16 protein-coding genes are annotated in these 16,219 nt (G+C 70.7%); 13 read left to right on the top strand and 3 right to left on the bottom strand.

All coding sequences use genetic code 11. The features are described from left to right. Positions 1-115 precede the first annotated feature (115 nt). The 8 genes from ACIP63_RS31425 to ACIP63_RS31390 all read left to right on the top strand — a co-directional run bounded on the left by ACIP63_RS31425 (position 116) and on the right by ACIP63_RS31390 (position 6,978). Positions 116-763, top strand: a complete 648-nt coding sequence (locus tag ACIP63_RS31425) for an HAD family hydrolase (RefSeq protein ID WP_401522441.1) — start codon at positions 116-118, stop codon at positions 761-763. 42 nt (positions 764-805) lie between these two features. Continuing rightward, positions 806-2,008 (top strand): MFS transporter, encoded by a 1,203-nt coding sequence (locus tag ACIP63_RS31420; protein WP_401522438.1) that lies wholly within the window; start codon positions 806-808, stop codon positions 2,006-2,008. Next, entirely contained in the window at positions 1,977-3,149 is a 1,173-nt protein-coding gene (locus ACIP63_RS31415) for an acetoin utilization protein AcuC (RefSeq protein ID WP_401522435.1), read from the top strand. The genes ACIP63_RS31420 and ACIP63_RS31415 overlap by 32 nt, the downstream gene beginning before the upstream one ends. 99 nt (positions 3,150-3,248) lie before the next feature. Next, positions 3,249-4,064, top strand: coding sequence for a phosphatase (locus ACIP63_RS31410; RefSeq protein ID WP_401522432.1), 816 nt, complete (start codon positions 3,249-3,251; stop codon positions 4,062-4,064). Between the two features lie 128 nt (positions 4,065-4,192). Continuing rightward, positions 4,193-4,405 (top strand): helix-turn-helix domain-containing protein, encoded by a 213-nt coding sequence (locus ACIP63_RS31405; RefSeq protein WP_014046653.1) that lies wholly within the window; start codon positions 4,193-4,195, stop codon positions 4,403-4,405. 110 nt (positions 4,406-4,515) lie between these two features. Beyond that, positions 4,516-4,614, top strand: coding sequence for a 30S ribosomal protein bS22 (locus ACIP63_RS31400; RefSeq protein WP_003948845.1), 99 nt, complete (start codon positions 4,516-4,518; stop codon positions 4,612-4,614). Positions 4,615-4,841: 227 nt separating this feature from the next. Beyond that, positions 4,842-5,912, top strand: a complete 1,071-nt coding sequence (locus tag ACIP63_RS31395) for an NAD-dependent epimerase/dehydratase family protein (RefSeq protein ID WP_401522502.1) — start codon at positions 4,842-4,844, stop codon at positions 5,910-5,912. 16 nt (positions 5,913-5,928) lie between these two features. Next, the gene (locus ACIP63_RS31390) at positions 5,929-6,978 is read left to right on the top strand and encodes a lysophospholipid acyltransferase family protein (RefSeq protein ID WP_401522429.1); all 1,050 of its coding nucleotides are present in this window, start codon (positions 5,929-5,931) and stop codon (positions 6,976-6,978) included. A gap of 87 nt (positions 6,979-7,065) precedes the next feature. Here ACIP63_RS31390 and ACIP63_RS31385 read toward each other — a convergent pair whose 3' ends face one another. From ACIP63_RS31385 to ACIP63_RS31375, 3 genes are all read right to left on the bottom strand, one after another. Beyond that, the gene (locus tag ACIP63_RS31385) at positions 7,066-8,262 is read right to left on the bottom strand and encodes a DUF5667 domain-containing protein (RefSeq protein ID WP_401522426.1); all 1,197 of its coding nucleotides are present in this window, start codon (positions 8,260-8,262) and stop codon (positions 7,066-7,068) included. Between the two features lie 209 nt (positions 8,263-8,471). After that, on the bottom strand, positions 8,472-9,257 hold the full coding sequence (locus ACIP63_RS31380; protein WP_401522423.1) for an ECF subfamily RNA polymerase sigma factor, BldN family: 786 nt from the start codon (positions 9,255-9,257) through the stop codon (positions 8,472-8,474). A gap of 396 nt (positions 9,258-9,653) precedes the next feature. Beyond that, entirely contained in the window at positions 9,654-10,595 is a 942-nt protein-coding gene (locus tag ACIP63_RS31375; protein WP_401522420.1) for an HAD family hydrolase, read from the bottom strand. 144 nt (positions 10,596-10,739) lie between these two features. On the opposite strand from ACIP63_RS31375, the gene ACIP63_RS31370 reads away from it, so the two are divergent. The 5 genes from ACIP63_RS31370 (at position 10,740) to ACIP63_RS31350 (ending at position 16,217) form a co-directional block, all read left to right on the top strand. Beyond that, positions 10,740-11,015, top strand: a complete 276-nt coding sequence (locus ACIP63_RS31370) for a glutaredoxin family protein (protein WP_401522417.1) — start codon at positions 10,740-10,742, stop codon at positions 11,013-11,015. A gap of 285 nt (positions 11,016-11,300) precedes the next feature. Further along, positions 11,301-12,083 (top strand): redox-sensing transcriptional repressor Rex, encoded by a 783-nt coding sequence (locus ACIP63_RS31365; protein ID WP_401522415.1) that lies wholly within the window; start codon positions 11,301-11,303, stop codon positions 12,081-12,083. Then, positions 12,080-13,570, top strand: a complete 1,491-nt coding sequence (locus ACIP63_RS31360) for a glutamyl-tRNA reductase (protein ID WP_401522412.1) — start codon at positions 12,080-12,082, stop codon at positions 13,568-13,570. The genes ACIP63_RS31365 and ACIP63_RS31360 overlap by 4 nt, the downstream gene beginning before the upstream one ends. Then, the gene (gene hemC / locus ACIP63_RS31355) at positions 13,567-14,553 is read left to right on the top strand and encodes a hydroxymethylbilane synthase (RefSeq protein WP_401522409.1); all 987 of its coding nucleotides are present in this window, start codon (positions 13,567-13,569) and stop codon (positions 14,551-14,553) included. The genes ACIP63_RS31360 and hemC overlap by 4 nt, the downstream gene beginning before the upstream one ends. Continuing rightward, positions 14,550-16,217, top strand: coding sequence for a uroporphyrinogen-III synthase (locus ACIP63_RS31350; protein WP_401522406.1), 1,668 nt, complete (start codon positions 14,550-14,552; stop codon positions 16,215-16,217). Before hemC ends, ACIP63_RS31350 begins: the two co-directional genes overlap by 4 nt. Positions 16,218-16,219 lie beyond the last annotated feature (2 nt).

The following is a 16,219-nucleotide window of genomic DNA, read 5'->3' as shown; positions in this document are numbered from 1 at the left end:
TACTGCAGGGGGGACCCTGTGGGAGAGTAGGACGCCGCCGAACAATTATTCCGGGAAAGCCCCGTGCCCTTGTGGCACGGGGCTTTTCTGCGTTCTGAGCGTCTAGGGTCGAACCATGCGCTACGAACTGGTCATCTTCGACAACGACGGCGTGCTCGTCGACAGTGAGCCGATCTCCAACACGGTCCTGGCCGGCTACCTCACGGAGCTCGGCCACCCCACCTCGTACGAGGAGTCCCTCCGCGACTACATGGGGGCCGCCATCCACCGGGTCCACGACCTCGTGGACGAGCGGACGAGCCAGAAGCTCCCCGCGGAGTTCGACGAGGAGCTGCACCGCCGCACCCTCGCCGCGTTCGAGGCGGAGCAACTGACAGCGGTGGACGGGGTCCAGGAACTGCTCGGCGAGCTCGTCGCCGACGGGGTGGCGTACTGCGTCGCCTCGTCCGGAAGCCACCAGAAGATCGCGGCCGGGCACCGTAAGGCCGGGCTCGACCAGTGGTTCGAGGAGGAGTGGATCTTCAGCTCCGAGGACGTGGGGCGGGGGAAGCCGGCCCCGGACCTGTTCCTCCACGCCGCCGAACGGATGGGCGTCGCCCCCGAGCGGTGTGTCGTGATCGAGGACAGCCCGCTCGGCGTCGAGGCGGCCCGCGCGGCCGGGATGGAGGTGTACGGGTTCACCTCGATGATGCCGGCGGACCGGCTCGTCGGGGTCACCGGGCACTTCTCCGACATGTCGCAGCTGCCGAAACTGCTCGCCTGACCGATCTACCCAGCGGTAGACCGGGGCTCTACGCTCGCGGCCATGACGGATGCGCGGTTGCGGTACGGCAGAGCCTCCCTGGCGCTCAGCTTCCTGGTGCAGGGGGTGGCCTTCGCCCTGCTCGTGACGCGCATCCCCGCCATCCAGGACCGGTACGGGATATCCGACGGGCTGCTGCCCGCCTTCCTGGCCGCGGTGCCTGTCCTGGCGGGGGTCGCCAGCGTGGCCACGGAGAAGGTGGTCGCGCGGGTACGGCCCGGGGTCGTGCTCAGGTGGGCGCAGCCCGTCGTGCTGCTCGCCCTGCTCGGCGTGGGCGCCGGCAGCGAGGTCTGGCATGCGGTCGTCGCGCTCGGTGTCTTCGGGCTGGCGGTCGGGGCGCTGGACGCCTCGATGAACATGATGGGCGTCAGTCTTCAACGGGCCTACGGGCGCAGCATCATGCTGGGCTTCCACGCGGCGTACAGCCTGGGCGGCATCGCCGGGGCGTCGTTGGCCTGGGCGGGTGCGCACTGGGACCTGTCACTGCTCGTGTCCTACCTGCCCGTGGTGGTCGTCCTCCTGCCCGCGGCTCTGATCGGCAGCAGGTGGTACGCGGAGGGCGGGACCGGCGGAGACCCGGCGGGGGTGAAGCCCGGGCAGGGCGGCGCCGTGCCGTTCAGGCTGCTGCTGCCGCTCTGTCTGGTGATGGCGTTCGCGTACATCGGGGACTCGACGGTCTCCAACTGGAGCGCGAAGTATCTGCAGGACGTGCTGGGCAGCTCGGAGCAGCTGGCGACGGTTCCGTACAACGTCTACATGGTGACGACGCTGCTGGGGCGGGCCGTCGGGGACCTCGGGGTGCGGCGGTTCGGGGCGGCGGCCGTGGTGCGGGGCGGCAGTGTGCTGGCCGCCGTCGGCTTCGCGGTGGTGGCGGTGGCGCCCGGTGCCTGGTGGGGGATGCTCGGCTTCACGCTGCTGGGGCTGGGGCTCTGTGTGATCGTGCCGCAGACCTTCGCGGCGGCGGGGAGGATGTTCCCCGGGGCGAGTGATGTGGCCGTCGCCCGGCTGAACGTCTTCAACTACGTGGGTTTCCTCGTCGGCTCGCCTCTCGTGGGCGCGCTCGGCGACGCGTGGAGCTACCGCGGCGCGATGCTCGTGCCCATGGTCCTGGTCCTCGCGACGCTCGTGTACGCCCGGTCGTTCGGCGCGGAGCCCGCCCGATACGGTGGCGGGCATGAGCGGGCGCGCGCGGCTGATGTGGGATGAGGCAGTAACGGGATACGACTTCGGGTCCAGTCACCCCATGGACCCGGTCAGACTCGCCCTGACGATGGGACTGGTGCGGGCGTTCGGACTGGACGGGTCGGTGGATGTCAGGGCGGCCAAGCCGGCCGGGGACTCCACGTTGCGGCTCGTGCACCGTGAGGACTACGTGGCGGCCGTACGGGCGGCGTCCGCGGATCCGAGGGCCGCCGATCAGGCGTACGGGCTCGGGACGACCGACGATCCCGCCTTCGCGGGGATGCACGAGGCGTCCGCGCTGATCGCCGGGCTCTCGGTGGGAGCCGCGGAGGCCGTCTGGCGCGGGGAGACCGCGCACGCCGTGAACTTCACCGGCGGGCTGCACCACGCGATGCCGGGGGCGGCTTCGGGCTTCTGCGTGTACAACGATCCGGCGCTCGCCATCGCCCGGCTGCTGGAGCTGGGTGCGGAGCGGGTGGCCTACGTGGATGTGGACGTCCACCACGGGGACGGGGTGCAGGCGGCGTTCTGGGAGGACCCCAGGGTGCTGACCGTGTCGCTCCACGAGCATCCGCGCACGCTGTTCCCGCAGACCGGCTGGCCGGAGGAGACCGGTTCCGGGGCGGGTGAGGGCGGTGCGGTGAATGTGGCGCTGCCGGCGGGTACGGGGGACGCGGGGTGGCTGCGCGCCTTCCACGCGGTGGTGCCCGAGCTGCTGGAGGACTTCCGGCCGCAGGTGCTGGTGACCCAGCACGGGGCGGACACGCACTTCGAGGACCCGCTGGCTCACCTCGCGGTGTCGCTGGACGCCCAGCGAGCCGTCATGGAGGCCTGTCACGATCTCGCCCACACCTACGCGGAGGACGGGCGCTGGGTGGCGCTGGGCGGGGGTGGTTACGCGGTGGTGGATGTGGTGCCGCGCTCCTGGACCCATCTCGTGGCGATCGCCGCCCACGCGCCGGTGGCACCGGAGTCGGTCATCCCGTCGTCGTGGAGGGACGAGGTCTACGCCCGCACGCGGCAGTTGGGCCCGGCCCGGATGACGGACGGCCGTACGCCGTCGTGGAAGCCCTGGGAGGACGGGTACGACCCGGCGGACCGGCTGGACCAGGCGGTGCTGGCGACACGGCGGTCGGCGTTCCCGCTGCGGGGGCTGCTGGCCTGAGGGAGGGTCACGGGACCGTCCGCGAGGTCGTTACGCCAACTGTGGTGCGGTATCCGGGTTCCGGCCCGGGAGTGCTCGCGGTGCGGGAGCATCGGGAGGGTGTTGAGCACCGGAGCGCTTCGCGCTCATCTGCTGGCGGCCCGGCTCGCCGGGCCCGTGGCCACGCCGCGGGAGACGAGTCTGCGGAGCTATCGGCTCTTCGCGGCGAGAGACCCTCGTGTGCTGCTCGGGCTCGATCCGGACCGGGCGTGGGGTGAGCGTGACCTGCTACGGCTGATGGCCGACAAGTGCGGGGTCTCGGACGATCCTGATCATGTGTCAGGTCAGGACGTCATCGATCCCGAGCGGACCCTGGCCGCGCTGGACGCGTTCGCGGAACGGCTCGCCCGGGCTGCGGAGAGACGGGCTCCGGTGCTGTTGGGCACCGGGCATCCGCACCGGCTGCTCGGGTTCTACGCCGGACTGGCAGACGCTTTGTCGGCGGCGGGGTGCGCGGTACTCACTCCCGCGCAGGGCCGATGTGTCGACATAACGACCCGGTTCGGCGTACGCACGTACAACCTCGACTACGTACAAGGCGTCGCGCTGGTGCGCGAACCGGGCGTGCGGGCTCCGGGGAGTGCCACCGGCGCACACACCCATTCGCCGCTGCCGGTTCGGGCCGTGCTGGAGGAGGCCGTGAACGCCCGGGGAGCGCTGCCCGAGCTGGTGGTCGGGGACCACGGATGGGTCTGCGGGGCAGGTCAGCTGGGCATCGAGGCCATCGGGCTGGCGGATACGGACGACCCCGCGCTGTTCGTGGGTGAGGCGGAGGGGCGGGTGTCCGTCGCCGTTCCGGTTGATGACGGCGTGCGGTCGGACTACTACCGGCCTCTTACTCGGTATGTGCTCAATCGGGCGTGTCTGTCACAGTAGGCGGCCGATCGTCTCACCTCTTCCCCACTCGCATCACCCGCCCCTAATCTGGGGAGTGAGCGCACAACGACGAAGAGTCACCGGAGGGGAAGCCGGTGCGCGTCTCGTGCGGAAGGTACAGGTGGGTCATGGCTGCTGGCAGCGAGAGGCCTCTCAACGAGGTCAAGTTTCTGACCGTGGCGGAAGTCGCCTCGGTCATGAGGGTGTCGAAGATGACCGTGTACCGCTTGGTGCACAGTGGTCATCTGCCGGCGATCAGGGTGGGAAGGTCCTTCCGGGTCCCGGAGCAAGCGGTTCACGAGTATCTCCGAGAGTCCTTCGTGGGGGTGGAGTCGGCCTGACGTCGCCCTCGGATTACGCCCCTCACTCTGTGGCGGGTAGGCTAGGCCGACGTAGGTCGTGTGGGCCCAGACGCCCCGCACCAGTGAAGAAGAAGTGAGCGAGGGTAGTCGTGGGCTCTGTTATCAAGAAGCGGCGTAAGCGGATGGCCAAGAAGAAGCACCGCAAGCTGCTCAAGCGCACGCGCGTTCAGCGTCGCAACAAGAAGTAAGCGAACGCGGTTCGTGAGTCCGAGGCCCTCCCGCCGTCCTGGCGGGAGGGCCTCGGCGCGTTTCCGGGCGGGTGTTCCGGGCCCGGTCGTGTGCGGCGGATCCGGTGGTATTCCCGCCACAGCTTCGGTAAAGCCCGCCCGGGGTCATCACAGGGCAACATCCACCGACTACGGTGACGGCCAGGGGAAGACCCCGCTCGGTGAACGATCGACGGAAGGCGCTGATCTTGGGGAAGATCGTGCTCGTCACAGGCGCGGCCCGGCAGCTGGGGGGCCGTTTCGTGCGGCGCGTCCAGCGGGATCCCGGTGTGGACCGGGTGATCGCCGTGGACGCGGTCGCGCCGGGACATGAGCTGGGCGACGCCGAATTCGTCCTGGCGGACATCCGGCAGTCGGCGATCGCCAGGGTCCTCGCGGAGCATTCCGTCGACACGGTCGTCCATCTGGATGTGTCCGCGAAGGCGCTCGGCGCGGGCGGCCGGACGACGGTCAAGGAGACCAACGTCATCGGCACGATGCAGCTGCTCGGTGCCTGTCAGAAGTCCCCGACCGTCCAGCGGCTCGTGGTCAAGTCCAGCACCAACGTGTACGGCTCCGCCCCGCGCGACCCCGCGGTCTTCACCGAGACGACGCCCCCCAAGTCCCTGCCCAGCGGCGGCTTCGCCAAGGACGCGGTGGAGGTCGAGGGCTATGTCCGCGGCTTCGCGCGCCGCAGGCCGGACGTGGCCGTGTGCGTGCTGAGGTTCGCGAACATCCTGGGCCCCGAGCCTGACTCGCCGCTCGCCGACTACCTGGCGCTGCCGGTCCTGCCGACGGTCCTGGGGTACGACCCCCGGCTGCAGTTCGTGCACGAGGACGACGTCGTCGACGTACTGGAGATCGCGGCCCGCGAACCCCGGCGCGGCACGCTGAACAGCGGCACGTTCAACATCGCGGGCGCCGGGGTGCTGCTGCTCTCGCAGTGCTCGCGCAGGCTGGGGCGGCCGACCGTCCCGGTGCTGCTGCCGGCCGTCACCTGGGTGGGGTCGGCGCTCCGTACGATCGGCATGACGGACTTCTCGCCGGAACAGATCCGGCTCCTCACGCACGGCCGGGTGGTCTCGACCGTCCAGATGCGCGAGACGCTGGGTTTCCGGCCGAGGTTCACCACGGCCGAGACGTTCGCGGAGTTCGCCCGGAGCCGGGGACCGGGGCTGCTGCCTCCCGAGCGGGTGGGCAGGGCGGTCGGGAGGCTGGCCGAGCTGCAGCTCGGCGGCGGACGGGCAGGCAGCACACATTCGACTCACGTCGCCAGGTAGAGGAGCGCGACCGACGATGGCGGACGCCAAGGTCATTCCCTTCGACGACGACCGTTCGCGCTCCGGCGCGGGGCGGCGCAGAGGAGCACTGCCGGGAGCCGGAAGGGCCCAGCAGCCCGCGTCGGCCGGTCCCGCGCCCGTGAGCGCCCTGCCGGGCGGTCAGGTGCCTGAAGGGGCCGCTGAGGCCACGGGTGCCGCCTCCCCGGACGGCGGGGAGGGCCCCGGGAGCGGCTGGGACCGGCGGATCGCGGGCGGGCTCGCCTTTCTGCGGCGCCGGCTCACGGGGGATTACGAGGTCGACGAGTTCGGCTACGACAAGGAGCTGACCGACCAGGTCCTCATGTCGATGCTGCGGCCCCTCGCGGACAAGTACTTCCGGGTCGAGGTGAAGGGCATCGAGAACATCCCGTCCGACGGCGGGGCGCTCATCGTGGCCAACCACTCCGGGACGCTGCCGCTGGACGGACTGATGCTCCAGGTCGCGGTCCACGACAACCACCCGGCCGAGCGGCATCTGCGGCTGCTCGCGGCCGATCTGGTCTTCATGCTCCCGGTGGTCAACGAGCTGGCGAGGAAGGCCGGGCACACCCTCGCGTGCGCGGAGGACGCGGAGCGGCTGCTGCAGAGCGGTGAGGTCGTCGGGGTGATGCCGGAGGGCTTCAAGGGCATCGGGAAGCCGTTCGGTGAGCGCTACAAGCTCCAGCGCTTCGGGCGGGGCGGCTTCGTGTCGACGGCGCTGCGCGCCGGGGTGCCGATCGTGCCGTGCTCGATCGTGGGCGCCGAGGAGATCTACCCGATGATCGGCAACTCCAAGACGCTGGCACGGGTCCTGGGGGTCCCGTACTTTCCGATCACGCCGACCTTTCCGTGGCTGGGACCGCTCGGTGCGGTGCCGTTGCCGACGAAGTGGACGATCCAGTTCGGGGAGCCGATCCCCACGGACGGGTATCCGCCGGAGGCCGCGGAGGACCCGATGCTGATGTTCAACCTGACGGACCAGGTGCGGGAGCAGATCCAGCACACGCTCTACAAGCTGCTGGTGCAGCGCCGGTCGGTCTTCTTCTGACCGTACGTCGGCCACGCGGCCGCAGGGCGCGCGCGTGAGGAGGGCGCCGTCCGGTCCGGACGGCGCCCTCCTCACATGCGGTGGTCCCTACGGCTCGACGTCCTCGCTGTCGATGCCCAGGCCGGGCAGCAGGCCCGGGAGCAGCGGCGGCAGGGTGACGTCGGGCGCGGGGGACGCGCCGGGCGCTCCACCCGGGGACGACGGGGTGGTGCCGTCCGTCGGGAGGTCGTCCAGCAGGCCGTCGGAGCCGCCGCCGAGCAGGCCGTCGGCAGGGGTGGAGCCCGAGCCCGAGGGCTTCGGCCGGGTGCTGCTGGTGGACGCGCTGTCGTCCGGGGCCGCGGAGGAGGAAGGAGCCTTCTCCGGAGCCCTGGAGTCCCGGCCCTCCTGCGTGGCTCCGGCGGGGGGCGCGTCCTCTTCGGTGCCCGGTGTGCGGGGCAGCAGGGACTTCAGGGGTGCGACTTCCTGGTCCATGGCCGCGAAGACGGAGCTGACCTTGTCGCGGATGTCGGTCAGCTGGACGGGCAGCCGGTCGCGGAGGCTGCTCCAGCTCGCGCGGTGCGAGCGGGAGAAGGAGTCCAGCGTCTGGATGGGCCCGATGGCGCCGTCGCGCTCGTAGGCGGTGTGGAGCAGGCGGTGGCCCTCGGTGGCGTCGTGCGTCATGCCGTCGAGCGCGCGCCTGACGTCTCCGATCGACTCGTGGTCCATCTCGCCGGAGCGTGCCCGCTCCATCAGCCGGCGGGCTTCGCCGAGGCGGGTGGACGCCTGGTCGAGGTAGGCCTCCCCCCGGTCGGCGTCGCCGCTGGCCATACCGAGGCTGATGTCCTCCATGCCGCGCTTGAGCGGATAGAGGGAGTCACCCGGCAGGGCGTCGGAACTGGCAGCGGCCACTCCGCCGAAGGCTCCCGCGGCCACACCGACGGTGAGTCCGCCGGCGGTGAGGCCCTTCGCCCAGCGGGAGCGGGGACGCAGCTTCCGGATCGGGGAGGCCCGGTGGGCTCCCTTGCTCCGTTGTTCGGGGACTGTAGGGCCCGTGGACGCACCGCCTTCGGCGAACATGGTCTCCATGGCCGCGAGGAGCTGGGCTCGCTGCACCACTTTGACCTCGGGATCGAATTCCGGCGCCGGTAGCTCACCGAGGCCGTTCGCCAGGGCCAACAGCGTTCCGTGGTCGGCCGGTTGGGCCGGGTCCTCGGGCTGTACGGCCGCCGCACCCTGGGGGGACTGATCCTCCAGGGCCTGGGCGAAGGCGTTCGCCCGCCGGTGTGCCGAAACGTTTGCGATCACTGGCGGCACCTCCTCTCGTCATGACGGTCGACTCCCCTGAGGGTCCGGAAGGTTGCCCACCGGAGCCGATTCCACACGAACGAGCGAGTGGAAACGGTCAGGTGTGGCGACAGGGGGCCTGCATCCGGCACAACGAGTGGCGCGGCAGTTGGGTTACGGACAGCGGATGATCCGATCGGTGTGTCACGAACACGTCACGGATGGTGACGTCAGCGGGCGTCGTCCGGCAGTAGTCGTGCGAGCGTACGCACGGCTCGGTACTGCAAGGTTTTGATCGCGCCCTCGTTCTTTCCCATGACCCGGGCGGTCTCGGCGACCGAGAGACCTTGCAGGAATCTCAGGGTCACGCACTCCTGCTGTTGCGGGTTGAGCCGGCGTACGGCTTGCAGCAGTGCGGCGTTGGAGAGGGATTCCAGGACGGAGTCCTCCGGGCTCCGTGCGACCTCGTTGGCGTCGAGCATTTCGCCGGTGGTCACTTCCAGTCGGAAACGACTGGATTTGAAGTGGTCGGCGACCAGGTTCCGAGCGATCGTGACCAGCCAGGCGCCGAAATCACGGCCCTGCCAGGTGAAGGTGGAGATGCGGCGGAGTGCGCGCAGGAACGTCTCGCTGGTGAGGTCCTCCGCTGTCGCCTTGCCTCCCACGCGGTAGTAGATGTACCGGTACACGGTGTCGCTGTACTGGTCGTACAGGCGGCCGAAGGCCTCGGCCTCACCGGCCTGCGCGCGCTCGACGAGATCCATCATGCGCGCGCTGTCGCTGTCGGCTGTCGGACGGCGGACGGGAGCCGACGACGCGGCAGCCGCAGCGCCGCGGTTGCTTCGTCTTCCGACGGCCGCGCTGCGTTCGGCCAGCGCATAGCAAGGGCCGGCAGGTACAGGGGTGGCAAATTGGGGGACGGCGTACGCGGTGGGGACGAAGCCGCGCAAGCGGTCGAGGACCGTTGCGCGCAGCGTAGCCAGGCCCGAGGTGTCAACCCCGACGTGTGGGTACACGGGACTCCCAGAGGCAGAGCTTCCATCACGTGCAGTTGAAAACCGTCACTCGTGGTAGTGGGTGACGGGTTCCTTGTGCGTCTGAGGAGAATAACGCTTCGTACAGGCCGTGCTACACCCAGTTGCTCAAATCACCGATTAGGTCGCTTCCGTAACCTCTAAGTGACGGTTCAAGTGGCACATCGTGACCGGTTATTGATCGAATAGCTTCGGGATCTGCCTACGGCGGCGACGGGTTGTGGTCGCCCGTACGTAACGCGACTGGCCGGAGCGATGGGTGTCCGCGCCGCTGTTCCGCTCCCGATCGGGCGTACGCACCCGGGCGTGCCGCTGCGCGGCCGAGAAGGGTGCCGCAGGGGAGCGGCCTCCGCGCAGGAGGCCGTCGTGAAGAGGGGGTCAGCGGCGGCGGCGGTGGATCGCCACGGCGGCGGCCGTGCCGCCGGCCAGCGCGCCGACACCCGCCGCGGCGGGGATGCCGACCTTGGCCGCCTTGCGGCCGGTGCGGTAGTCGCGCAGCCGCCAGTCCAGGGAGCGGGCGTGCTTGCGCAGTTTGGAGTCCGGGTTGATCGCGTACGGGTGGCCGACCAGGGACAGCATGGGGATGTCGTTGTGCGAGTCGCTGTACGCGGCGCAGCGCTCCAGGTCCAAGCCCTCGGCGGCCGCCAGCGCGCGTACCGCTTCGGCCTTCGCCGGGCCGTGGAGGGGCTCGCCGACCAGCCGGCCGGTGTAGACGCCGTCGACCGACTCGGCGACCGTGCCCAGGGCGCCGGTGAGTCCGAGGCGGCGGGCGATGATCGTGGCGGTCTCCACCGGGGCGGCGGTGACCAGCCAGACCTTCTGGCCCGCGTCGAGATGGGCCTGGGCCAGGGCGCGGGTGCCGGGCCAGATGCGGTCGGCCATGTACTCGTCGTAGATCTCCTCGCCGATGGACATCAGCTCGGAGACGCGGTGGCCCTTGACGATGGACAGGGCGCTGTCGCGGGCGTCCTGCATGTGCTCCGGGTCCTCGACGCCCGCCAGCCGGAACCAGGCCTGCTGCCAGGCGAACCTGGTGAGTTCGCGCCGCTGGAAGAACTTCCGCTTGTACAGGCCGCGGCCGAAGTGGAAGATCGCGGCGCCCTGCATGACGGTGTTGTCCAGGTCGAAGAAGGCCGCGGCGCGGGTGTCCCCGGCCACCGGGAAGACGGGCTCCCGGGCCTCTTCGGGGGTGATGAGCAGCTCTTCGGCGCCGGCCGGCAGTGCCGACTTCTGCGCGGCCTCGGCTGCGGCCTCGCCTGCGAGCACGCTGCGTGCCGTGGCGGGGCGCCTGCGGGGGGTGAGCCATCCAAGAGCGGCCATGTCGTGAGCATAGCCATTCTGTTCGGCTCTTCCCGACCTGGTGGGATGCGGCGGTGTGAACTCTCCGGGGCCGGAGCGTTAAACGGGTGATTCCGCGTCCGCGGGAGGCCCGGAAGGGTTCGCCGGGGGGAGCAGAATGAAGGTATGAGTGCTCTGCTGCGTCGTACGAGGAAGAAGCCCGCGGACCGGGTGGTGACCCTGGTGGGGAAGCCCGGCTGTCATCTCTGTGACGATGCGCGGCTGGTGGTGAGTGAGGTCTGCGAGGAGACCGGCGCGTCCTGGGTGGAGAAGGACATCACCCGGGACGAGGCGCTGTACAAGGAGTACTGGGAGCAGATCCCGGTGGTCCTGATCGATGACGAACAGCACACCTTCTGGCGGGTGGATCCGGCGCGGCTGCGCACCGCACTGCGTACGTGAGGGGGCTTCCTGGGCGAAACCCGGTTAACATCATGGGCGTTTTGAGTGGTCTCGGGGGCGTGGACATGAGGAGTGTGTACCGTCTTGCCCCCTTCGGGCCTGCAACGGACTGATGCCGTCCCGGGTTCCGGGGCCGCGCAGGGAATGTGCGTGACCCCGGTCACTTTGACCGGACAAAACGGACACTATCTTTGTGCACGCGTTCACAAAGACATAGCCTGCTGTCGACGGGGCGGTCATAGGACATACGGCCGCCTGCAGCCCCGCTCATCCCGCAGGAGCACCGTGGCAACTGGCCGAACTCACCGACCGGCGACCCGTAGCCGAGGAATTCCCGAGGCCACCGTCGCCCGGCTTCCGCTGTATCTCCGCGCACTGACAGCGCTCTCCGAGCGCTCGGTCCCCACGGTCTCGTCCGAGGAACTCGCCGCGGCGGCGGGAGTCAATTCCGCGAAGCTGCGCAAGGACTTCAGCTACCTGGGCTCCTACGGCACGCGTGGTGTCGGGTACGACGTCGAGTACCTCGTCTACCAGATCTCGCGTGAGCTGGGGCTCACCCAGGACTGGCCGGTCGCGATCGTCGGCATCGGTAACCTCGGCGCCGCGCTCGCCAACTACGGCGGTTTCGCCTCCCGCGGGTTCCGGGTCGCCGCGCTGATCGACGCCGACCCCGCCATGGCGGGTACGCCCGTGGCCGGGATCGCCGTCCAGCACACCGACGACCTGGACCGGATCATCAGTGACAACGGTGTGTCCATCGGCGTCATCACCACTCCGCCCGGCGCGGCCCAGCAGGTCTGCGACCGGCTCGTCGCCGCGGGTGTGACCTCCATCCTGAACTTCGCGCCGACGGTGCTCTCCGTGCCCGACGGTGTCGACGTGCGCAAGGTCGATCTCTCGATCGAGCTGCAGATCCTCGCCTTCCACGAGCAGCGCAAGGCCGGCGAGGAGGCCGTTGCCGACGGCAGGGCGGGCGACGAGGAAGCCGACGAGGCGCCGCCGATGCGTGCCACGCCCTCCGGCCGGAAGGGACCTGACGGGGACATGCCCGCCGTGATGCCGGCATGAGTCTCCTGGTCGTAGGGCTGAGTCACCGCAGTGCCCCCGTCTCCGTGCTGGAGCGGGCGTCCCTGGCGGCCGAGGCCCAGACGAAGCTGCTTCAGGACACCCTCGCCGCAGAGCCCGCGACCGAGGCCGCGGTCCTGGCCACCTGCAACCGCATCGAGCTGTACGCGGACGTGGACAAGTTCCACGCGGGTGTCGCCGAGCTGTCCACCCTTCTCGCGCAGCACAGCGGGGTCGGGCTGGACGAGCTCACTCCCTATCTTTATGTGCACTACGAGGACCGCGCCGTCCACCACCTCTTCTCGGTGGCGTGCGGACTGGACTCGATGGTCGTCGGCGAGGGCCAGATCCTCGGGCAGATCAAGGACGCGCTCGCGCTGGGGCAGGAGCTCCACACCGCCGGCCGTCTGCTGAACGACCTCTTCCAGCAGGCCCTGCGGGTCGGCAAGCGCGCCCACAGCGAGACGGGGATCGACCGTGCCGGGCAGTCGCTCGTCACCTTCGGTCTCGAGCAGCTGGCCGACGGCGCCGAGGTCACCGAGTGGGCGGCCGGCAAGCGCGCCCTGGTGATAGGCGCGGGCTCGATGTCCTCGCTCGCCGCCGCGACCCTGGCCCGTGCGGGCGTCGACGAGATCGTCGTCGCCAACCGGACCCGGGCGCGTGCCGACCGCCTCGTCGAGATCCTCGGCCAGGCCGGTGTCCCGACGGCGCGCGCCGTGGAGATGGACGGCGTCGCGGGTGAACTGACACGTGCCGATGTCGTCGTCTCCTGTACGGGTGCGACCGGTCTCGTGCTGACCGCGGAGGCCGTCGCCGGTGCCCTCGGCGTCGAGTTCGACACCGCGGAGCGGGCGGCCGAGGCCCCCGCCGCCGTGGCCGACGAGCTGGACCAGCACGCCGCGTGGGTGGAGAACGGTTCCGCCACCGCTGCCGCCCAGGACCGGGCCGTGCGCCGGGTCCCCGTACGTCCCGCCTCCACCGGCCCCGCCCGGCTCCACCTGCTCGACCTCGCGATGCCGCGCGACATCGACGGAGCGGCGCACCGCGTCGCCGGTGTGCGCCTCGTCGACATCGAGTCGCTCGCCGAGGCGTCCGCGGATGCCCCGATGGCCGCCGATGTGGACCAGGTGCGCACCATCGTCGCCGACGAGGTCGCCGCCTTCGGAGCCGCCCAGCGCGCCGCGCACATCACCCCGACCGTCGTCGCCCTGCGCACCATGGCCGCCGATGTGGTGGCCGGCGAGATCGCGCGGCTCGACGGACGCCTCCCCGACCTGGACGAGAAGCAGCGCGCCGAGATCACGCAGACCGTGCGCCGCGTCGTCGACAAACTCCTGCACGCGCCCACCGTGCGGGTCAAGCAGCTCGCCAGCGAGCCCGGCGGCGCCGGGTACGCCGATGCGCTGCGGGAACTCTTCGACCTCGACCCGCAGACGGTGGCCGCCGTCTCCCGGGCAGACCTGAACGACCCGAATAGAGGGCGGTCATGACCGACAACTCACTCCTGGGCGGGGAGACCACAACACCGCTCCGGCTAGGCACCCGGCGCAGCAAGCTCGCCATGGCGCAGTCCGGCATGGTCGCTGATGCGGTCCGCGAGGTGACCGGGCGTGCCGTCGAGCTCGTCGAGATCACCACGTACGGGGATGTCTCCCGGGAGCACCTGGCGCAGATCGGCGGGACGGGCGTGTTCGTCGCGGCTCTGCGTGAAGCGGTGCTGAGCGGCGAGGTGGACTTCGCCGTCCACTCGCTCAAGGACCTGCCGACCACGCAGCCGGAGGGCCTCGTGCTGGCCGCCGTGCCGGTGCGCGAGGACCCCCGCGACGCGCTGGTGGCGCGGGACGGGCTGTCCTTCGAGCAGCTGCCGGCCGGCGCCCGCGTCGGCACCGGTTCGCCGCGGCGCATGGCGCAGCTCAACGCGTACGCCCGCTCGCACGGTCTCGACATAGAGACCGTCGCCATCCGCGGCAACGTCGATACGCGCATCGGTTTTGTACGAAGCGGGGAGCTGGACGCGGTGGTACTCGCCGCCGCCGGGCTCAGCCGCCTCGGACGCACGGACGAGGTCACCGGCTTCCTGCCGGTCGACACCGTCCTTCCCGCTCCCGGCCAGGGAGCACTGGCGATCGAATGCGCTGAAAGCAGCGCGGACCTCGCCGCAGCGCTCGCCGAGCTCGACGACCCGTACACCCGGGTCGCCGTGACCGCCGAGCGCGCCCTGCTCAACGCCCTGGAAGCCGGCTGTTCCGCACCTGTGGGTGCGCTCGCCGACCTCCTGGCCGACGGGCAGGTTGTCAACGAACTGCGCCTGCGCGGTGTCGTCGGTTCAACCGACGGCACTTCCCTGGTGCAGCTGTCCATCACCGGTCCCGTCCCCACGTCGCACGACGACGCGGCGGCCCTCGGTCGCGAGCTCGCGGCCGAGATGCTTGCCAAGGGTGCGGCCGGTCTTATGGGGGAGCGAGCACTTTGAGCCCCACCGGCCCTGTCGTATCCGACTTCCCTGTCCTGTCCTCAGGGCACGTCACCTTCCTCGGCGCCGGTCCCGGCGACCCGGGACTGCTGACTCTGCGCGCTGTCGAGGCGCTCGCGAGCGCGGACGTCCTTGTAGCCGAACCGGACGTCCTCGACGTCGTTCGCTGCCACGCACGGGCAGGGGTAAGCACGCCTGAGATGGCGGTTGTTGACATGGCGTCAACACCCGCCGGAGTACCCGTCCTCAGGGACGCCGCCAATCTTGTCATGGAGGCAGCGAAGGGCGGCAGGCGGGTGGTGCGTGCCGTCACGGGCGATCCCGGCCTGGACGGCAACACGGGTGCCGAGATGCTCGCCTGCGCTGCCGCGGGTGTGCCTTTCGAGGTCGTGCCCGGCATCGCGAACGCGGTCGGTGTGCCCGCGTACGCCGGTGTTCCGCTGCGTGACGCGCAGGGCGCCGACGTCCGCTTCGTCGACGCCCGTACCGCGTCGGACCGCTGCTGGTCCGAGGTCGGCGCGAGCGACGCGACGGCCGTCGTGTCCGCGTCGCTCGACTCGGTGGCCGCGGCCGCCGGTGAGCTGGTCTCGGCGGGCCGCAAGCCCGACACCCCGCTCACGGTCACGATCGCCGGGACGACGACGCGCCAGCGGACGTGGACGGCGACCCTCGGGACGATCGCCCAGGTCCTGAAGCAGGCCAAGGTCCTCCCGTCGCCGGACGGGCACCTGCCCGTCATAGCCGTGGTCGGGGAGCGCAGCTCCGCCGCACAGCGCGACCAGCTCGCGTGGTTCGAGTCCAAGCCGCTGTTCGGCTGGAAGGTGCTCGTGCCGCGTACGAAGGAGCAGGCGGCGTCGCTCTCCGACCAGCTGCGTTCGTACGGTGCCGTGCCGCACGAGGTCCCGACGATCGCCGTCGAGCCGCCGCGTACGCCCCAGCAGATGGAGCGCGCGGTCAAGGGCCTGGTCACGGGCCGCTACGAGTGGATCGCCTTCACCTCGGTCAACGCGGTGAAGGCCGTGCGGGAGAAGTTCGAGGAGTACGGGCTCGACGCCCGTGCCTTCGCCGGGATCAAGGTCGCGGCCGTCGGTGAGCAGACCGCCGCCGCGCTGGTCGACTTCGGTGTGAAGCCGGATCTCGTGCCCTCCGGTGAGCAGTCCGCAGCCGGTCTGCTGGAGGACTGGCCGCCGTACGACCCGGTCTTCGACCCGATCGACCGGGTGTTCCTGCCGCGTGCCGACATCGCGACGGAGACCCTGGTGGCCGGGCTCATCGAGCTGGGCTGGGAGGTCGACGACGTCACCGCGTACCGCACGGTCCGCGCCTCGCCGCCGCCGGCGGACACCCGTGAGGCGATCAAGGGCGGCGGTTTCGACGCGGTGCTCTTCACCTCGTCCTCGACCGTCCGCAACCTGGTCGGTATCGCGGGCAAGCCGCACAACGTCACGGTGATCGCGTGCATCGGCCCGGCCACGGCGAAGACCGCCGAGGAGCACGGCCTGCGGGTCGACGTGCTGTCCCCGGAGCCGTCGGTCCACAAGCTGGCCCAGGCGCTGGCGGACTTCGGCGCGCAGCGCCGGGACGCGGCGAAGGAGGCCGGTGACCCGGTGACCCGGCCGAGCGAACGGCGTCCGGGCGCGCGCCGGCGCCGGACGACGACCTGACA

It is taken from the genome of Streptomyces sp. NPDC088746 (genome assembly GCF_044751065.1).
In the GTDB taxonomy this organism is placed as follows: Bacteria; Actinomycetota; Actinomycetes; order Streptomycetales; family Streptomycetaceae; genus Streptomyces.
Note: the sequence above shows the minus strand (reverse complement) of the source record. Positions and strands in the feature narration are given on the sequence as shown.